A 16,912-nucleotide genomic window follows, 5' to 3' on the forward strand; every position below is an offset into this window, starting at 1 on the left:
CCATGAATACCCCGATTCCATCCCCGGCGGCGCCGGCAGCGCCGCTAACCAAGACCCCGGCCAAGACCATGGCCGCCCTGATGGCCTTCCTGGTGATCGCCCTGTGCGCGCCGTTCCTCGTGCAGACGCTGGGCGGCAACTACTGGGTGCGCGTGCTTGATTTCGCGCTGATCTACATCATGCTGGCGCTCGGCCTGAATATCGTGGTGGGCTTTGCCGGCCTGCTCGACCTCGGCTACATCGCTTTCTACGCCGTAGGGGCGTACATGATGGCCTTGCTGGGCTCGCCCCACCTGGCCAACCAGTTTGAGTGGATCCACCAGCTTTTCCCGAATGGCCTGCACCTTTCCATGTGGTTCGTGCTGCCGTTGGCCGTGCTGGTGGCGGCAACCTTCGGCGTGCTGCTTGGCGCGCCAACGCTCAAGCTGCGCGGCGACTACCTCGCCATCGTGACCCTGGGCTTTGGCGAGATCATCCGCATCTTCCTGAACAACCTCGACCGTCCGCTCAACATCACCAACGGCCCGAAGGGGATCACGGCGGTGGACCCGGTTCACATCTTCGGCTTCGATTTCTCCAAGTCGCACGAGATCTTCGGGCTGAAGTTCACGCCGGTGTTCATGTACTACTACCTGCTGGTGGTGCTGGTGATCGCCATCGTGTTCATCTGCCTGCGCCTGCAGAATTCGCGCATCGGCCGCGCCTTCGTGGCCATCCGCGAAGACGAGATCGCCGCCAAGGCGATGGGCATCAACACCCGCAACATCAAGCTGCTGGCCTTTGCCATGGGTGCGTCGTTTGGTGGTGCCTCGGGCGCGGTGTTCGGCGCCTTCCAGGGCTTTGTCTCGCCTGAGTCGTTCGTGCTGTGGGAGTCCATCTACATCCTCGCCATCGTGGTGCTGGGTGGTATGGGCCACATCCCCGGCGTGATCCTCGGCGGTATCTTGCTGGTGGGTTTCCAGGAACTGCTGCGCGCCGTGGCGGAGCCGGCGCAGAACATGCTCTTCGGCCATACCATCGTCGACGCCGAAGTGCTGCGCCAGTTGCTGTTCGGGCTGGCCCTGGTTGGCGTGATGCTGTATCGCCCGGCAGGCCTGTGGCCGTCGCCGCGCAAGGAAGACCGGCCGGTGATCCGCCGCCCGGGCAGCGTTGGCCGTTTCTGACCCGGAGGACATCATGAGCAACGAGAATTTCCTCCTGTCGGTACAGGGGGTCAACAAGCGATTCGGCGGCCTGCAGGCGCTGTCCGATGTGGGCCTGCAGATCAATCCGGGCGAAATCTACGGCCTGATCGGTCCCAACGGGGCCGGCAAGACCACCTTCTTCAACGTGATCACCGGCCTGTACACGCCGGATTCCGGCGAGTTCGTGCTGGGCGGAAAGCCCTACCAGCCCACCGCCGTACACGAAGTCGCCAAGGCGGGCATTGCCCGCACCTTCCAGAACATCCGCCTGTTCGGCGAGATGACCGCGCTGGAAAACGTGATGGTGGGGCGCCATGTGCGCACCAAGGCGGGCCTGCTCGGCGCGGTATTCCGTCCGCCCTCGGTGCGGCGCGAAGAAGAGTCGGTGGAAGACTGGGCGCACGACCTGCTGGAGTATGTCGGCATCGGCAAGTACGCCCACTTCACCTCGCGCAACCTTTCCTACGGCCATCAGCGCCGCCTGGAAATCGCGCGGGCGCTCGCCACCGAGCCAAAGCTGCTGGCGCTGGATGAACCCGCCGCCGGCATGAACGCAACCGAAAAGGTGGAACTGCGTGGCTTGCTCGACAAGATCCGCGCCGACGGCAAGACCATCCTGCTGATCGAGCACGACGTAAAGCTGGTGATGGGCTTGTGCAACCGCCTGACCGTGCTCGACTACGGCAAGGTCATCGCGCAGGGCCTGCCGCACGAAGTTCAGAGCAATCCAGCGGTGATCGAGGCTTACCTCGGTACCCCGGCGCACTGACGGGGGAAACAGACAATGAAACAAACGCTACTGAAGATATCCGGCCTGAAGGTCGCTTACGGCGGCATCCAGGCCGTCAAGGGCATCGACCTCGAGATCCGGGAAGGCGAGCTGGTCACGCTGATCGGTGCCAACGGCGCTGGGAAGACCACCACCATGAAGGCCATCACCGGGCTGCAGGGCTGGGCTGGCGGCGACGTGGAATACATGGGCAAGTCCATCAAGGGCGTGCCCAGCTACACGCTGCTCAAGCAAGGGCTGGCGATGGTGCCGGAAGGGCGCGGCGTGTTCGCGCGCATGACCATCACCGAGAACCTCCAGATGGGCGCGTATACGCGCAATGACGAGGCCGGCATCAAGTCCGACATCGACCGCATGTTCGGCGTCTTCCCGCGCCTGAAAGAGCGTGCCAACCAGCTGGCGGGCACCATGTCGGGCGGCGAACAGCAAATGCTGGCCATGGCGCGCGCGCTGATGAGCCAGCCCAAGCTGCTGCTGCTCGATGAGCCGTCGATGGGGCTGTCGCCGATCATGGTCGCGAAGATCTTCGAGGTGGTGCGCGACGTCTCCGCGCTGGGCGTGACCGTGCTGCTGGTGGAGCAGAATGCGCGGCTGGCGCTGCAGGCCGCGCACCGCGGCTATGTGATGGAATCGGGTCTGGTCACCATGAGCGGCGACGCCAAGGAGATGCTGGACGATCCGAAGGTGCGCGCGGCGTATCTGGGCGAGTGATGCTGCCCGTTTAACTCACGTTTGAAAAAGAAAGCCCCGCAACAGCTTGCGGGGCTTTTTCTTTACGTGTGACCCGGCGATGGGCCGGGCTGCAGATGAGACTCAGGCCAGCTTCTTCAGCAGCGTGCGCAGCTTGCCGATCATCAGGTCGATCTCTTCCGTGGTCACGTTCAGCGCGGGCATGAAGCGCAGCAGGTTGGGGCGCGGCGAGTTCAGCAGCAGGCCTTCCGGCTGCATGTCGCGTGCTTCTTCCACCAGCTGCGGGCCGATGTCCTTGTCGAGCACCAGCGCGCGCAGCAGGCCTTCGCCGCGTTCGCCGCCCAGGCCGAACTCGGACGACAGTGCCAGCAATTGCTCGCGCAGGTAAGCCCCTTTTTCCTGCACGCTTTGCAGGAAGCCGGGCGCGGTCAATTGCGTCATCACGGCGCTGCCGACCGCCGTCATCACCGGATTGCCGTTGTAGGTGCCGCCCTGGTCGCCGGCCTCGAAGCTGGCCACTTCAGCCTTGCACAGCAGCGCCGCCAGCGGCACGCCGCCGCCGATGCCCTTGCCCAGCGTCATGATGTCCGGTTCCACGCCCGACAGCTCATAGGCGAACATCGTGCCGCAGCGCCCGCAGCCGGTCTGCACTTCGTCGACGATGAACAGCAGCTTGTGCTTGTCGGCCAGCTTGCGCAGGCCTTGCATGAATTCGCGCGAGGCGGGGATCACGCCGCCTTCGCCCTGCACCGGCTCCAGCATGATCGCCACGGTCTTGTCGTTGATCAGCTTTTCCACCGATGCCAGGTCGTTCAGGTCGGCCTTGGGGAAGCCCGGCACCTGGGGCGCGAAGATGGTGTCCCAGCCGGCCTTGCCCGACGCGCTCATGGTGGCGAGCGTGCGGCCGTGGAAGCTGTGGTCCATGGTGATGATCTCGAACGCGCCGTTCTTGTGCTTGCGGCCCCATTTGCGCGCCAGCTTGATCGCGCCTTCGTTGGCCTCGGCGCCGCTGTTGGCGAAGAAGACCTTGTCGAAGCAGCTGCTGTCGGTGAGCTGCTTGGCCAGCTTGAGCATGGGTTCGTTGTAGAACGCCGGGCTCGGGTTGAACAGCTTTTGCGACTGCGCCACCAGCGCGTCGATCATGCCCTGGTTGGAGTGCCCCAGGCAGTTGACCGCCCAGCCTTGCACGAAGTCCAGGTATCGCTTGCCGTTATGGTCCGTGAGCCACGAGCCCTTGCCTTCGGTAAAGACGAGCTCGGGCCGGTTGGTGATGTACATCAGGGATTGGACGGGGTACTCAGCAAATGCCATGGCGGACTCCAGGGGTCGGCGTGAAACAGGGAAGAGGAGAGCGGAAAAACAAAAAGCCACGGGGGTTGCCCGTGGCTTGTCGACCTGAACAGATGCTATGGACGGTCAGCCGCGAGGCACCCCGGTGGGGAGCAACGTACGGTAGCTGCGTCGATTGATAGCGTAGTTCATGGCGGCCAATATAAGGCGCATGCGCCCGGCTGTCAAAACGAATTTTGGTCGGGCCGGGCATTGTTGCAGCGTGGGGACGGACCGGGTGGCGTTCAGGCCGCCGGTGCCGCCGCCGCGGGGGCCGGGTGCATATCGGCCTCCGAGGTGAACGAGTCGGCGAAGAAGGCGTCTTCGTGCAGGTCGCAGCGCAGGGAAAAGTCCTTGCGCGCGGCATTGATCATCACCGGCGCGCCGCAGGCGTAGACCTCGAAGCCGGACAGGTCCGGGTGGTCTTCCATCACGGCTTCGTGGACGAAGCCCGTGCGGCCGTCCCAGTCGTCGCTGGCCTGCGCGTCGGAGATCACCGGCACGTAGCGGAAGTTGGGCAGATCGCGCGCCCATTGTTCGCACAGCGTGTGCATATAGAGGTCGCGCGGGCGGCGGCCGCCCCAGTACAGCGTCATCGGGCGGGTGATGCCGGTGTAGACCGCATGCTCGACGATGGCCTTGATCGGCGCGAAGCCGGTGCCGGAGGCCAGCAGGATGATGGGCTTGTCGGAATCCTCGCGCAGGAAGAAGCTGCCCAGCGGGCCTTCGAAACGCAGGATGTCGCGCTCCTTCATGGCCGGCTGGCCGTCCTTCGCGCCGAACACGTAGTCGGTGAAGGTACCGCCCGGCATATGGCGGATATGCAGCTCGATCGGGCCTTCCTGATGGGGTGGCGTGGCGATCGAGTAGCTGCGGCGCTTGCCGTCGCGCAGCAGGAATTCAACGTACTGGCCGGCCAGGTACTGCATGCGCTCGGTGGCGGGCAGCTGCAGGCGCGCGACGACGACGTCGTCGGCCACGCGCTCCATCGAGGCGACGCGGCACGGGATCTTCTTGATGGGAATATCGCCGGCGCCATGCACCTCGCGGCATTCGATGGTGACGTCCGAGGTGGCCGTGGCGCAGCAGAACAGCGCGCGGCCCTCGGTTTTCTCCTGCGCGGAAAGCGCGGATGCGGCATGATCGCCCTGGACGATGCCGCCGGCGGTGACACGGCCCTTGCACGATCCGCACGCGCCGTTCTTGCAGCCGTAGGGCAGGCCGATGCTGTGGCGCAGGGCCGCGCTGAGGATGGTTTCGTCCGCGGCCGCTTCGAACTGGCGGCCGCTGGGCATGACGGTAACTTGATAAGCCATGATCACTCTATGAGCAAAAATCTGTCGCGACGCCGCCTGGGTCGCCCGCGCCTTCTCATCGTCGGCTGTGGGGATGTGGGCACACGTTGCCTGCGTATTCTGTCGACGCGCTGGCGCGTCTTTGCCGTCACTTCGCAGCCGTCCCGCCGCACTGTATTGCGGGACAACGGCGCGGTGCCGCTGGTAGCCGACCTGGACCGGCCCGCCACGCTGGCGCGCCTTGCCGGCCTGGCCGACAGGGTGCTCCACCTGGCGCCGCCACCCGCGCGCGGCGAGGGCGATCCGCGCACGCTGGCGCTGTTGCGCGCATTGCGGCGGGCTGCCTGGCGGCGGTCTCCCGCGCGGGCTGGCGGATGGTCTGCCAAGCCCGACATTCTACCCGAGCGGGGCGGCAGGGGGGCCGCCGCAAGCCCGGCGCGGCGTGTCTTTGTCTACGCCAGCACCTCCGGCGTGTACGGCGACCGCGGCGGCGCCCGGCTGGCGGAATCGCACGCGGTGCGCCCGCAAACCGCGCGCGCCCGGCGCCGCGTGGCGGCCGAGCGCGCCGTGCGGGACTTCGGCCGCCACGCCGGCTGGCGCAGCTCGATCGTGCGCATCCCCGGCATCTATGCCGAGGACAGGTTGCCGCTGGCCCGCCTGACCAAAGGCACGCCGGCGCTGGCGCCGCAGGACGATGTCTATACCAACCACATCCATGCCTTTGACCTGGCTCGCACCATGGTGGCGGCGCTGTTCCGCGGCCGGCCCCAGCGGGTGGTGCACGCCAGCGACGATTCCGAGATGCGCATGGCTGACTATTTCGACCTGGTGGCCGACCGCCGCGGCCTGCCGCGCCCGCCACGCCTGAGCCGCGCGCAGTTGCGCGAGGCGGTCGAGCCCACCTTGCTCAGCTTCATGAGCGAATCGCGGCGGCTGGAAAATGCCCGCCTCAAACGCGAGCTGCGCCTGCGCCTGCGTTATCCCACCGTGGCGTCGTTCTTCGACGCCTGAACGAAGCCGGGGCTGCGGCCCCGCGCGTCTCTCCGCCCGGTGGGATGTCTCCGGCACTTCCGCGGGCGGTGCCTTCGAAGTCTATGTGGCACGTCGTTTGCATAGATGTTGCCGCTCGATCCTGTATAGACAGCAAGTGATGTCCCGTTGACGGAAAGACACCGCTTTGGTGCGCCCGGTGTGCCTTATCCAGGCACTCGCGCCCTGCGAGGGTGCGCCCGGCGCATGACGCGGAGTAGTGTTTTCCCTAGGTGTGTGGCCGATTCGCGGCCTGCCGCGCATCAAGTGCCGGCAACGCCAATTCCGCCTGCGGCCTCGGGTTAACTACTGCATTGACTTGTATATACAGGGTTGCTAAATTGCCTGGCAAATGACCGGCGCCGCAAGTACGGCGCCGCCCGAGCCGGGCGATCCGGCCGCCGCCAATGCCGGCGCGGTCCCGTTCGCATCACACCAAAGGAGCCAGGAAGATGGGATTTCGTATCCGTAGCGGTAAGTCGCTAGCCGCCGCCGTTGCAGCAGTCGCCACGCTGAGTGCCGCCGGCGCCGCCCAGGCGCAAGCCACCCAGGTCACGCTGGGCATGAGCGGGTGGACCGGTTTCGCGCCGCTGACGCTGGCCGACAAGGCCGGCATCTTCAAGAAACACGGTGTCGACGTCGACATCAAGATGATTCCGCAGAAGGACCGTCACCTGGCGCTCGCCTCCGGCGCGATCCAGTGCGCGGCCACCACGGTCGAGACCCACGTGGCCTGGAACGCCAACGGCGTGCCCATCACCCAGATCGTGCAGCTGGACAAGTCCTACGGTGCCGACGGCCTGGCCGTGCGCGGCGACGTCAAGGGCTTCGCGGACCTCAAGGGCAAGACCGTCGGCGTGGATGCGCCGGGCACCGCGCCGTACTTCGGCCTGGCCTGGATGCTCAAGAAGAACGGCATGACCCTGAAGGACGTCAAGACCACCACGCTGTCGCCGCAGGCGGCCGCGCAGGCCTTTATCTCCGGCCAGAACGATGCCGCGATGACGTATGAGCCGTACCTGTCGTCCGTGCGCCAGAACCCGGACAAGGGCAAGATCCTCGCCACCACGCTCGACTACCCGATGGTGATGGACACCCTGGGCTGCGCGCCCAAGTGGCTCAAGGACAATCCCAAGGCCGCGCAAGCGCTGGTGGACAGCTACTTCGAAGCGCTCGACATGATCAAGCAGGACCCGGCCAAGGCCAACGACATCATGGGCGCGGCGGTCAAGCAAAGCGGCGAGCAGTTCGCCAAGTCGTCCGCCTACCTGCGCTGGCAGGATCGCGAAGCCAACCGCAAGTTCTTCGGCGGCGAGCTGGCCAGCTTCAGCAAGGAAGCGGCGCAGGTGCTGCTGGAAATCGGCGTGATCCGCCAGGTGCCGGACGTTACGGCCCTGTACGACGCGCGCTTCATCAAGTAACGAGGTTGGTGCCATGACGCAGGTTCACATTGGTTCGCCCGCGGCGAATCCCGCTACAAAGCCCGCTCCCGCCGCGGCGAATCCGGCGGCCGCGCGCCGCCATCCGTGGCTCGCGCCGCTGACACCCGTCTCGCAGCAGGCGCGCTGGGTGCTGGGGCTGGGGTTCTTCGTGCTGTTCTTCGGCGTGTGGGCGGCGGTGACCCTCGGCGGCATGGTGCCGCGCACCTTCCTGGCCGATCCGATGACCATGGCGCGCGAAGGCGTGCTGCTGTTCACCGAGTACAACTTCATCGGCGACATCGGCATGACCGTGTGGCGCGTGCTGGGCGGCTTCGTGCTGGCCGCCGCGCTGGCTGTGCCGCTGGGCATCTTCATGGGCGCGTACAAGGCGGCGGAGGCGTTCTTCGAGCCCTTCGTCTCGTTCTGCCGCTACCTGCCGGCCTCGGCCTTCATCCCGCTGCTGATCCTGTGGGCCGGCATCGGCGAGGCGCAGAAGGTGCTGGTGATCTTTATCGGCTCGTTCTTCCAGATCGTGCTGATGGTGGCGGTGACGGTGGGCGGCGCGCGGCGCGACCTGGTGGAGGCGGCCTACACGCTGGGCGCCAACAGCAGCGGCATCGTGCGGCGCGTGCTGATTCCCGGCGCCGCGCCGGAGATCGCCGAGATCCTGCGCCTGGTGCTGGGCTGGGCCTGGACCTATGTGATCGTGGCCGAGCTGATCGGCTCGTCTTCCGGCATCGGCCACATGATCACCGACAGCCAGGCGCTGCTCAACACCGGGCAGATCATCTTCGGCATCATCGTGATCGGCTGTATCGGCCTGGTCTCCGACCTGGCTTTCAAGCTGGCCAACCAGCGCCTGTTCCCGTGGAGTTCAATCAAATGAGCGCGCTGTCCATCCAGCAGGTCTCGCGTACCTTCGTCAATCCGCGCGGCGGCCAGACCCTGGCCTTGCAGCCTACCGATTTCGAGGTGGCGGACAACGACTTCGTCACCATCCTCGGTCCCTCGGGCTGCGGCAAGTCCACGCTGCTGCGCATCGTCGCCGGGCTGGATACGCCCACCACCGGGCGCGTGCTGCTGGACGGCCAGGAAGTCACCGGCCCCGGCGCGGAGCGCGGCATGGTGTTCCAGTCGTACACGCTGTTCCCGTGGCTGACCATCGAGCAGAACGTACGCTTTGGCCTGCGCGAGCGCGGCATGAGCGAGGCGGAGCAGCGCGAGCGCAGCGATTTCTTTATCCAGCGCGTGGGCCTGCGCGGCTTCGAGCACCATTTCCCCAAGCAGCTCTCGGGGGGCATGCAGCAGCGCACGGCCATTGCCCGGGCACTGGCCAACGACCCCAAGATCCTGCTGCTGGACGAGCCCTTCGGCGCGCTCGACAACCAGACCCGCGTGCTGATGCAGGAACTGCTGCTGGGCATCTGGGAAGCCTCCCGCAAGACGGTGCTGTTCGTCACGCACGATATCGACGAGGCCATCTTCATGGCCAACCGCGTGGCGGTGTTCTCGGCGCGGCCTGGCCGCATCAAGCGCACCATCGATGTGGACTTCCCGCATCCGCGCCATTACACGATCAAGACCTCGCCGGAGTTCTCGGAACTCAAGGCGGTACTGACCGAGGAAATCCGCGCAGAGGCCATGGCCTCCGCCGAGCACTGAGTTGCAAGCCAAGCCATGAAAGCTGCCACCGCCAACCGCCGGGGTGTTCCCGATGCCACTCCCGCCGCGCTTTACCAGCAGGTGAAGGAGTACATCGCGCGCAATATCCAGAGCCGCGCGTGGCAGCCGGGCGACCGCGTGCCGTCCGAGCAGGAACTGGTGACCCGCTTCGGCGTGTCGCGCATGACGGTGAACCGCGCGCTGCGCGAGCTGGCCGAGCAGGGCAGGGTGGTCCGGGTGGCCGGCGTGGGCACGTTCGTGGCCGAGCACAAGCCGCAGTCGACGCTGCTCAGCGTGGTCAACCTGCAGGACGAGATCCGCATGCGTGGCCACGACTACGCCTGCGACGTCATGGTGGTGGAACGCGTGGCGGCCTCCATCGAAGTGGCCGCCGCGCTGGACCTGCGCACCGGCGAGTCGGTGTTCCACTCGGTGTGCGTGCACCGCGAGGACGGCGTGCCGGTGCAACTGGAAGACCGCTACGTCAACCCGCGCGTGGCGCCGGACTTTATCAACCAGGATTTCGTCGCGGTGAAGCCCGGCGAATACCTGCTGCGCCATGTGCCTTACGACCAGATCGAGCACGTGGTCGACGCGATTGCCGCCACGCCCGAGCAGGCCGCGCAACTGGAAATGCCCGGCAGCCAGCCGTGCCTGCTGCTGACCCGCCGCACCTGGACCGGCGGCACGCCCGTTACCTTTGTACGTTGCCTGCACCCCGGCAACCGTTACCGCCTCGGCAGCCGATTCCGCGCCGATGGCAACCCGGCCTTCGGCTGAGCCCAGCCGTCCGCCGTTAATTTTCCAGATACCCAGCCAACTCACGACCCCAGCTGTATAGACAGGGACATACAAATGAGCGCCACCCAAGCCACCCAAGCCTCCCGCCCGCTGCTGACCTTGCAGCCCGGCTCCGTCACCCTGGCCGACCTGCGCCGCATCCATCGCGGCGAAGTGCGCCTGGCGATGGATGAATGCGCCTGGGCCGGCGTGCGCGCGTCCCAGGCTACCGTGCAGGACATCATCGACGCCGATGCCGTGGTCTACGGCATCAACACCGGTTTCGGCAAGCTGGCCCAGACGCGCATCCCGCACGACAAGCTGGCCGAGCTGCAGCGCAACCTGGTGCTGTCGCACAGCGTGGGCACCGGCGCCGACCTGGACGCCGACACCGTGCGCCTGATCCTGGCGATCAAGGCCGTGAGCCTGGCGCGCGGCCATTCGGGCATCCGCCCCGAGATCATCGAGGCACTGCTGGCGCTGGCCAACTCCGGCGTCACGCCGTGCATTCCCGCCAAGGGCTCGGTGGGCGCGTCGGGCGATCTCGCGCCGCTGGCGCATATGTCGTGCACGCTGATCGGCGTGGGCGATGTGATGATCGACGGCGTGCGCCGCCCGGCTGCCGAAGGCCTGGCCCATGCCGGGCTGGCGCCGTTTACGCTCGGCCCCAAGGAAGGGCTGGCGCTGCTCAACGGCACCCAGGTTTCCACCGCGCTGGCGCTGGCCGGCCTGTTCGCCGCCGAGGACATCTTCGCCGCGGGACTGGTGGCGGGCGCCTTGTCGCTGGAAGCCATCAAGGGCTCGGTCAAGCCGTTCGACGCCCGCATCCACGCCGCGCGCGGCCAGGCCGGGCAGATCGCCGTGGCCGGCGCCGTGCGCGCGCTGCTCGACGGCAGCAAGATCGTGGATTCGCATGTGACCTGCGGCCGCGTGCAGGATCCGTACTCTATCCGCTGCCAGCCGCAGGTGATGGGCGCCTGCCTGGACAACCTGCAACACGCCGCGCGCGTGCTGCAGATCGAGGCCAATGCCGCGTCGGACAATCCGCTGGTGTTCCCGGAGCAAGGCGACGTGATCTCGGGCGGCAACTTCCACGCCGAGCCGGTGGCATTCGCCGCTGACATCATCGCGCTTGCCATCGCCGAGATCGGCGCGATCTCCGAGCGCCGCCTCGCGCTGCTGCTCGATTCCGGCCTGTCCGGCCTGCCGCCGTTCCTGGTGCGCGACGGCGGTCTCAATTCCGGCTTCATGATCGCGCAGGTCACCGCCGCCGCGCTGGCCTCCGAGAACAAGTCGCTGGCACACCCCGCCAGCGTGGATAGCTTGCCTACGTCGGCCAACCAGGAGGACCATGTGTCGATGGCCACCTATGGCGCGCGCCGCCTGGGCGATATGGCGGAGAACACCGCCGTGGTGGTCGGCATCGAAGCCATGGCCGCCGCGCAGGGCATCGAGTTCCATCGTCCGCTGGAGTCCTCGCCGCTGATCGAGATCGAGATCGCGCGCATTCGCGAGCGCGTGGCCTTCGTGGAAGGCGACCGCTACTTCGCGCCGGATATCGAGGCGATGAAGCAGTGGGTGAAGCAAGGCGATGCGGGTGCTGGCTGGCCCGAGTCGGTACGCCAGGTGCTGCCGTCGCAGGCCGGCGTGGCTTGATGCGCGCGCAACGTCCCATACGCAGGCCGAACCGCTGAACTGAACACGCAGGAGAACCCCACATGAACGCCAACGAACACCAATTCACCAAAGCGGCACCCCTGCGCGGCCGGCGCGAAATCCGCGCGCCGCGCGGCACCGAGCTGCACTGCAAGAACTGGCTGATCGAAGCCGCCTACCGCATGATCCAGAACAACCTCGATCCCGACGTGGCCGAGCGCCCGCAGGACCTCGTGGTGTACGGCGGCATCGGCAAGGCGGCGCGCAACTGGGAATGCTTCGACGCCATCCTCGACAGCCTGCGCAACCTGGGTGAAGAGGAATCGCTGCTGGTCCAGTCGGGCAAGCCGGTGGGCGTGTTCCGCACCCACGCGGACGCGCCGCGCGTGCTGATCGCCAACTCCAACCTGGTGCCGCACTGGGCCACCTGGGACAAGTTCAACGAGCTGGATCGCGCCGGCCTGATGATGTACGGCCAGATGACCGCCGGCTCGTGGATCTATATCGGCACGCAAGGCATCGTGCAGGGCACCTTCGAGACCTTCGTCGAAGCCGGCCGCCAGCACTACAACAACGATCTCTCCGGCAAATGGATCCTCACCGCCGGCCTGGGCGGCATGGGCGGCGCGCAGACGCTGGCCGGCGTGCTGGCCGGCGCTTGCGTGCTGGCGATCGAATGCCAGGAGTCACGCATCGACTTCCGCCTGCGCACGCGCTACGTCGACAAGAAGGCGACCACCATCGACGAAGCTCTGGCCATGATCGAAGAGGCCACGCGCAACAAGCAGGCCATCTCGGTCGGGCTGCTCGGCAACGCCGCCGAGATCATGCCGGAACTGGTGAAGCGCGCGCAGGCCGGTGGCATGCGCCCGGACATCGTCACCGACCAGACCTCGGCGCACGACCTGGTCAACGGCTACCTGCCGGCGGGCTGGACCGTGGCGCAGTGGGAAGCCGCGCGCACGGCCGATCCGAAGTCCGTCGAGGCAGCGGCCAGGACCTCCATCGTCGGGCACGTGCAGGCCATGCTGGCCTTCCAGCAGATGGGCGTGCCCACGCTGGACTACGGAAACAACATCCGTCAGGTCGCCTTTGACGAAGGCGTGGCCAATGCCTTCGATTTCCCGGGGTTTGTGCCCGCGTATATCCGCCCGCTGTTCTGCCGCGGCAAGGGCCCGTTCCGCTGGGTCGCGCTGTCGGGCGACCCCGAGGACATCTACAAGACCGATGCCAAGATGAAGGAGCTGTTCCCCGAAGACCATCACCTGCACCGCTGGCTCGACATGGCGCGCGACCGCATCGCCTTCCAGGGCCTGCCCGCGCGCATCTGCTGGGTGGGGCTGGACGAGCGCCACCGCGCCGGCCTGGCCTTCAACGAGATGGTGAAGAACGGCGAGCTGAAGGCGCCCGTGGTGATCGGCCGCGACCACCTGGATTGCGGCTCGGTCGCCAGCCCCAACCGCGAGACCGAAGCCATGCGCGACGGCTCCGATGCGGTGTCCGACTGGCCGCTGCTCAACGCGCTGCTCAACACGGCGGGCGGCGCCACCTGGGTCAGCCTGCATCATGGCGGCGGCGTGGGCATGGGCTTCTCGCAGCATTCCGGCGTAGTGATCGTCTGCGATGGCACCGACGCCGCGGCGAAACGTATCGAGCGCGTGCTCTGGAACGACCCCGCCACCGGCGTGATGCGCCATGCCGATGCCGGCTACGAAAGCGCTATCGAATGCGCGCACGAGAAGGGCCTGAACCTGCCGATGGTGCCAAAGGCGACAGGGGCATGAGCGGCGCAATGGAAGGCCCGCGCGGCCTGGAGTATTTCTCGCTCGGCGCCCTGCCTGCGCAGCCCTGGAAAAACGGCGGCGGCGTCACGCGCGAGATCGCGGCGTGGCCGCCGGGCGCCGGCATGGACGCCTTTCAGTGGCGCGTGAGCGTGGCCGATATCGCCGCCGATGGCCCGTTTTCCGCCTTCCCCGGCATCGACCGCCAGATCGCGCTGCTCGATGGCGCGGGCGTTCGCTTGCTGGCGGACGATGGCAGTTTCGACCATCGCCTGGATACCGTGGGCGAGCCGTTCGCCTTTGCCGGCGAGCGCGGCGTGCAGGCGACACTGCTGGATGGCGCCACGCGCGACTTCAATGTGATGACGCGGCGCGGCGCCTGCCGCGCGAGCATCGTAGCGGCGCGCCGCGAATTCACGATTCCCCCCGGCGCGCATGTTGTGCTGCTGTTTGTCATTGAGGGTGCATGGCGCCACGGCATCGCCGGCCAAGGCGGGCAGGCCGTGCTGGCCAGCGACGACGGCATGTTGTTCGCCGAAGGCGTGGCGGCGCCGTATCGCCTGCAGGCGATGTCCGAGCCGGCGCTCTGCCTGTGCGTCACCCTGGAAATGGAGAACCCGTAATGAACCTGACCCCGGCGCAGGCCGCCGCTTCCTCCTCGTCCGCCGACGGCGTCTGGCATCGCTGCCACCTGCTGCCCGACGGCGATCCCGCCAGGGCGATCCGCGACGCGGCACTGGTCGTGCAACAGGGCCGCATTGCCTGGCTGGGCCCGCTGGCCGAACTGCCGCGGGACTACGCCGCGCTGCCGCGCTTCGATGCGGGTAATGCGTGGATCACGCCGGGCCTGGTCGACTGCCACACCCACCTGGTGTACGGCGGCCAGCGCGCCGATGAGTTCGCCATGCGCCTGGCTGGCGCCGGCTACGAAGAAATCGCCCGCGCCGGCGGCGGCATCGTGTCCACCGTGCGCGCCACGCGCGCCGCCGACGAGGATACCCTGTTCGCGCTAGCCGCCGCGCGCCTCGCGCCGCTGCTGGCCGAGGGCGTGACCACGCTGGAGATCAAGTCCGGCTATGGCCTTGACCTCGCCAGCGAGCGCAAGCAGTTGCGCGTGGCGCGCCGCCTCGGCGAAGCCTTCGGCGTAACGGTGCACACCACGTTCCTCGGCGCGCACGCGTTGCCGCCGGAGTACGCGGGCCGCGCCGACGACTACATCGCGCTGGTGTGCGACACCATGATGCCGGCGCTGGCCGAGGAAGGCCTGGTCGATGCCGTCGATGCCTTCTGCGAATCCGTCGGCTTCAGCCTGGCGCAGACCGAGCGCGTCTTCCAGGCGGCCGAGCGCCTTGGCCTGCGCGTCAAGCTGCACGCCGAGCAGCTCAGCAACCTGGGGGGCAGTGCGCTGGCAGCGCGCCACCATGCGCTGTCGGCCGATCACCTGGAGCATCTCGACGAAGCCGGCGTGATGGCGATGGCCGAGTCCGGCACGGTGGCGGTCCTGCTGCCGGGCGCCTATTATTTCCTGCGTGACACCACGCTGCCGCCGATCGGACTGCTGCGCCGGCATGGCGTGCCGATGGCCATTTCCACCGATCACAATCCCGGTACCTCGCCCGTCACTTCGCTGCTGCTGATGATGAATATGGCGTGCACCCTGTTCAGGCTGACCGTGCCCGAAGTCCTGGAGGGCGTCACCACGCACGCCGCGCGCGCGCTGGGCGCGGCGGACCGCCACGGCTTGCTGGCTGCCGGACGCGCGGCCGATTTCGTCCTGTGGCAAGTCGACTCGCCGGCGGAGCTGGCTTACTGGTTCGGCCGCAACCCGGCTGCCGCCGTGGTGCGGCAGGGCAAGATCTATCCCGCTGTCGCGCCGGCGCAAGGAGCCCGGCCATGAGCGCCGGCAGCCTGTTTGCCGCGCAGGCCTTGCTGCCCACGGGCTGGGCCAGCGATGTCCTGCTGGCCTGGGACGATGCCGGCGCCTTCACCACGGTGCAGGCCGGCGCGGTGCCGGCGGCGGATGTGCCGCGCGCCGCGGGCCCCTTGCTGCCGGGCATGCCCAACCTGCATTCGCACGCCTTCCAGCGCGGCTTTGCCGGCCTGACCGAATACCGCAGCGAGACGCTGGCCGACGGCCAGGAGAGCGACTCCTTCTGGAGCTGGCGCAAGCTGATGTACCGCTTCGCGCTGCGGCTCTCGCCCGATACGCTCGAAGCCATCGCCACGCAGCTCTATATCGAGATGCTGCGCGCCGGCTACACCAGCGTGTGCGAATTCCACTACGTGCATCACGATCCGGACGGCAAGCCCTACGCCGATCCCGCCGAGATGTCGCTGCGCCTGCTGCGCGCCGCGCAAAACGCCGGCATCGGCATCACGCTGCTGCCGGTGCTGTACCAGACCGCCGGCTTCGGCGACAAGCCCGCGCTCGCCGAGCAGCGCCGTTTCCTGCACGAAACCGACGCCATGCTCGCCTTGCTCGGACGCCTGGCCCCGCAATGCCACGGCCAGGCGCGGCTAGGGCTGGCACCGCATTCGCTGCGGGCGGTGCCGCCGCAAAGCCTTGCCAATGCCGTGGCAGGCCTGCACGCGCTGGATGCGCAGGCGCCCGTGCATATCCATATCGCCGAGCAGCAGCGCGAAGTGGACGAGTGCATCACGCTCACGGGCACGCGCCCGGTGGCGTGGCTGCTCGACCATGCCGAGGTGGATGCGCGCTGGTGCCTGGTGCACGCCACTCACCTGGACTGGGACGAACGGCGGCGCCTTGCGCACAGCGGCGCGGTGGCAGGCATTTGTCCCACCACCGAGGCCAACCTTGGCGACGGCGTCTTCGATGCCGCGCCCTACCTGGGGCAGGGCGGCGTCTGGGGCATCGGCTCGGACAGCCATGCCAGCGTGAGCGTGGCGGAGGAACTGCGGCTGTTCGAGTACGGCCAGCGCCTCGCGCTGCAAAAACGCAATGTGCTGGCGTCGGACGCGCACAAGCAGGTGGCCGATCGTCTCTACCTTGACGCCGCCGCCGGCGGTGCGCGCGCCTCGGGCCGGCCCGTCGGCGCGCTGGCGCCCGGACAGCAGGCGGATTTCGTGGTGCTCGACGGCGCGCATCCGGCGCTGGCCGGCTTGTCCGGCAGCCAGGCGCTGGCGGTGCATGTGTTCACCAACCACGGACATGAGACACTAGCGGAAGTCCGCACGGCGGGCCGGACGCGCGTGCTGCATGGCGCGCACGCCTTGCAGGCCCAGGCCGGCAAGGGCTTCGCCGCGGCGCGCGCAAGCCTGCTGACCGACTGAC

General features: G+C 67.5%; 15 protein-coding genes. 13 read left to right on the forward strand and 2 right to left on the reverse strand.

Annotated elements, in window-relative coordinates:
- Positions 1-2: 2 nt before the first annotated feature.
- From AC1DS6_RS12050 to AC1DS6_RS12060, 3 genes are read left to right on the forward strand one after another with little or no spacing between them, the layout of a single operon-like run.
- Complete coding sequence (locus tag AC1DS6_RS12050) at positions 3-1,163, forward strand: ABC transporter permease subunit (protein ID WP_441626389.1); 1,161 nt, start codon at positions 3-5, stop codon at positions 1,161-1,163.
- 13 nt (positions 1,164-1,176) lie between these two features.
- Positions 1,177-1,953 (forward strand): ABC transporter ATP-binding protein, encoded by a 777-nt coding sequence (locus AC1DS6_RS12055; protein ID WP_045237647.1) that lies wholly within the window; start codon positions 1,177-1,179, stop codon positions 1,951-1,953.
- Between the two features lie 15 nt (positions 1,954-1,968).
- Entirely contained in the window at positions 1,969-2,685 is a 717-nt protein-coding gene (locus AC1DS6_RS12060; protein ID WP_441626391.1) for an ABC transporter ATP-binding protein, read from the forward strand.
- A 102-nt stretch (positions 2,686-2,787) separates the two neighbouring features.
- On the opposite strand, the gene AC1DS6_RS12065 is transcribed toward AC1DS6_RS12060, so the two are convergent.
- Positions 2,788-3,975 carry an acetylornithine transaminase gene (locus AC1DS6_RS12065; RefSeq protein WP_045237649.1) on the reverse strand — a complete coding sequence of 396 codons (1,188 nt, stop codon included), beginning with the start codon at positions 3,973-3,975 and terminating at the stop codon, positions 2,788-2,790.
- A 263-nt stretch (positions 3,976-4,238) separates the two neighbouring features.
- Positions 4,239-5,309 carry a CDP-6-deoxy-delta-3,4-glucoseen reductase gene (locus AC1DS6_RS12070; RefSeq protein ID WP_441626394.1) on the reverse strand — a complete coding sequence of 357 codons (1,071 nt, stop codon included), beginning with the start codon at positions 5,307-5,309 and terminating at the stop codon, positions 4,239-4,241.
- A 9-nt stretch (positions 5,310-5,318) separates the two neighbouring features.
- Between AC1DS6_RS12070 and AC1DS6_RS12075 the strand changes: the two genes are divergently transcribed.
- From AC1DS6_RS12075 to AC1DS6_RS12120, 10 genes are all read left to right on the forward strand, one after another.
- On the forward strand, positions 5,319-6,299 hold the full coding sequence (locus AC1DS6_RS12075) for an NAD-dependent epimerase/dehydratase family protein (RefSeq protein ID WP_477102530.1): 981 nt from the start codon (positions 5,319-5,321) through the stop codon (positions 6,297-6,299).
- A gap of 470 nt (positions 6,300-6,769) precedes the next feature.
- Positions 6,770-7,738: an ABC transporter substrate-binding protein gene (locus tag AC1DS6_RS12080; protein ID WP_441635369.1), complete on the forward strand. Its 969-nt coding sequence runs from the start codon at positions 6,770-6,772 to the stop codon at positions 7,736-7,738.
- Between the two features lie 13 nt (positions 7,739-7,751).
- Complete coding sequence (locus AC1DS6_RS12085) at positions 7,752-8,624, forward strand: ABC transporter permease (RefSeq protein WP_035867335.1); 873 nt, start codon at positions 7,752-7,754, stop codon at positions 8,622-8,624.
- Positions 8,621-9,400, forward strand: coding sequence for an ABC transporter ATP-binding protein (locus AC1DS6_RS12090; protein WP_045237654.1), 780 nt, complete (start codon positions 8,621-8,623; stop codon positions 9,398-9,400). Before AC1DS6_RS12085 ends, AC1DS6_RS12090 begins: the two co-directional genes overlap by 4 nt.
- A 15-nt stretch (positions 9,401-9,415) precedes the next feature.
- Positions 9,416-10,180, forward strand: a complete 765-nt coding sequence (gene hutC / locus AC1DS6_RS12095) for a histidine utilization repressor (RefSeq protein ID WP_045237655.1) — start codon at positions 9,416-9,418, stop codon at positions 10,178-10,180.
- Between the two features lie 75 nt (positions 10,181-10,255).
- A complete protein-coding gene (gene hutH / locus AC1DS6_RS12100; protein ID WP_441635366.1) occupies positions 10,256-11,836 on the forward strand; it encodes a histidine ammonia-lyase in 1,581 nt (526 codons plus the stop codon).
- Positions 11,837-11,898: 62 nt separating this feature from the next.
- Positions 11,899-13,620 (forward strand): urocanate hydratase, encoded by a 1,722-nt coding sequence (gene hutU, locus AC1DS6_RS12105; protein WP_477102531.1) that lies wholly within the window; start codon positions 11,899-11,901, stop codon positions 13,618-13,620.
- A complete protein-coding gene (locus AC1DS6_RS12110) occupies positions 13,617-14,240 on the forward strand; it encodes a HutD/Ves family protein (protein WP_441635362.1) in 624 nt (207 codons plus the stop codon). The genes hutU and AC1DS6_RS12110 overlap by 4 nt, the downstream gene beginning before the upstream one ends.
- Positions 14,240-15,514, forward strand: coding sequence for an imidazolonepropionase (hutI, locus tag AC1DS6_RS12115; RefSeq protein WP_441635360.1), 1,275 nt, complete (start codon positions 14,240-14,242; stop codon positions 15,512-15,514). Before AC1DS6_RS12110 ends, hutI begins: the two co-directional genes overlap by 1 nt.
- Positions 15,511-16,911, forward strand: a complete 1,401-nt coding sequence (locus tag AC1DS6_RS12120; protein WP_441635358.1) for a formimidoylglutamate deiminase — start codon at positions 15,511-15,513, stop codon at positions 16,909-16,911. The genes hutI and AC1DS6_RS12120 overlap by 4 nt, the downstream gene beginning before the upstream one ends.
- Position 16,912 lies beyond the last annotated feature (1 nt).

Source organism: Cupriavidus sp. 05L310 (assembly GCF_056398185.1).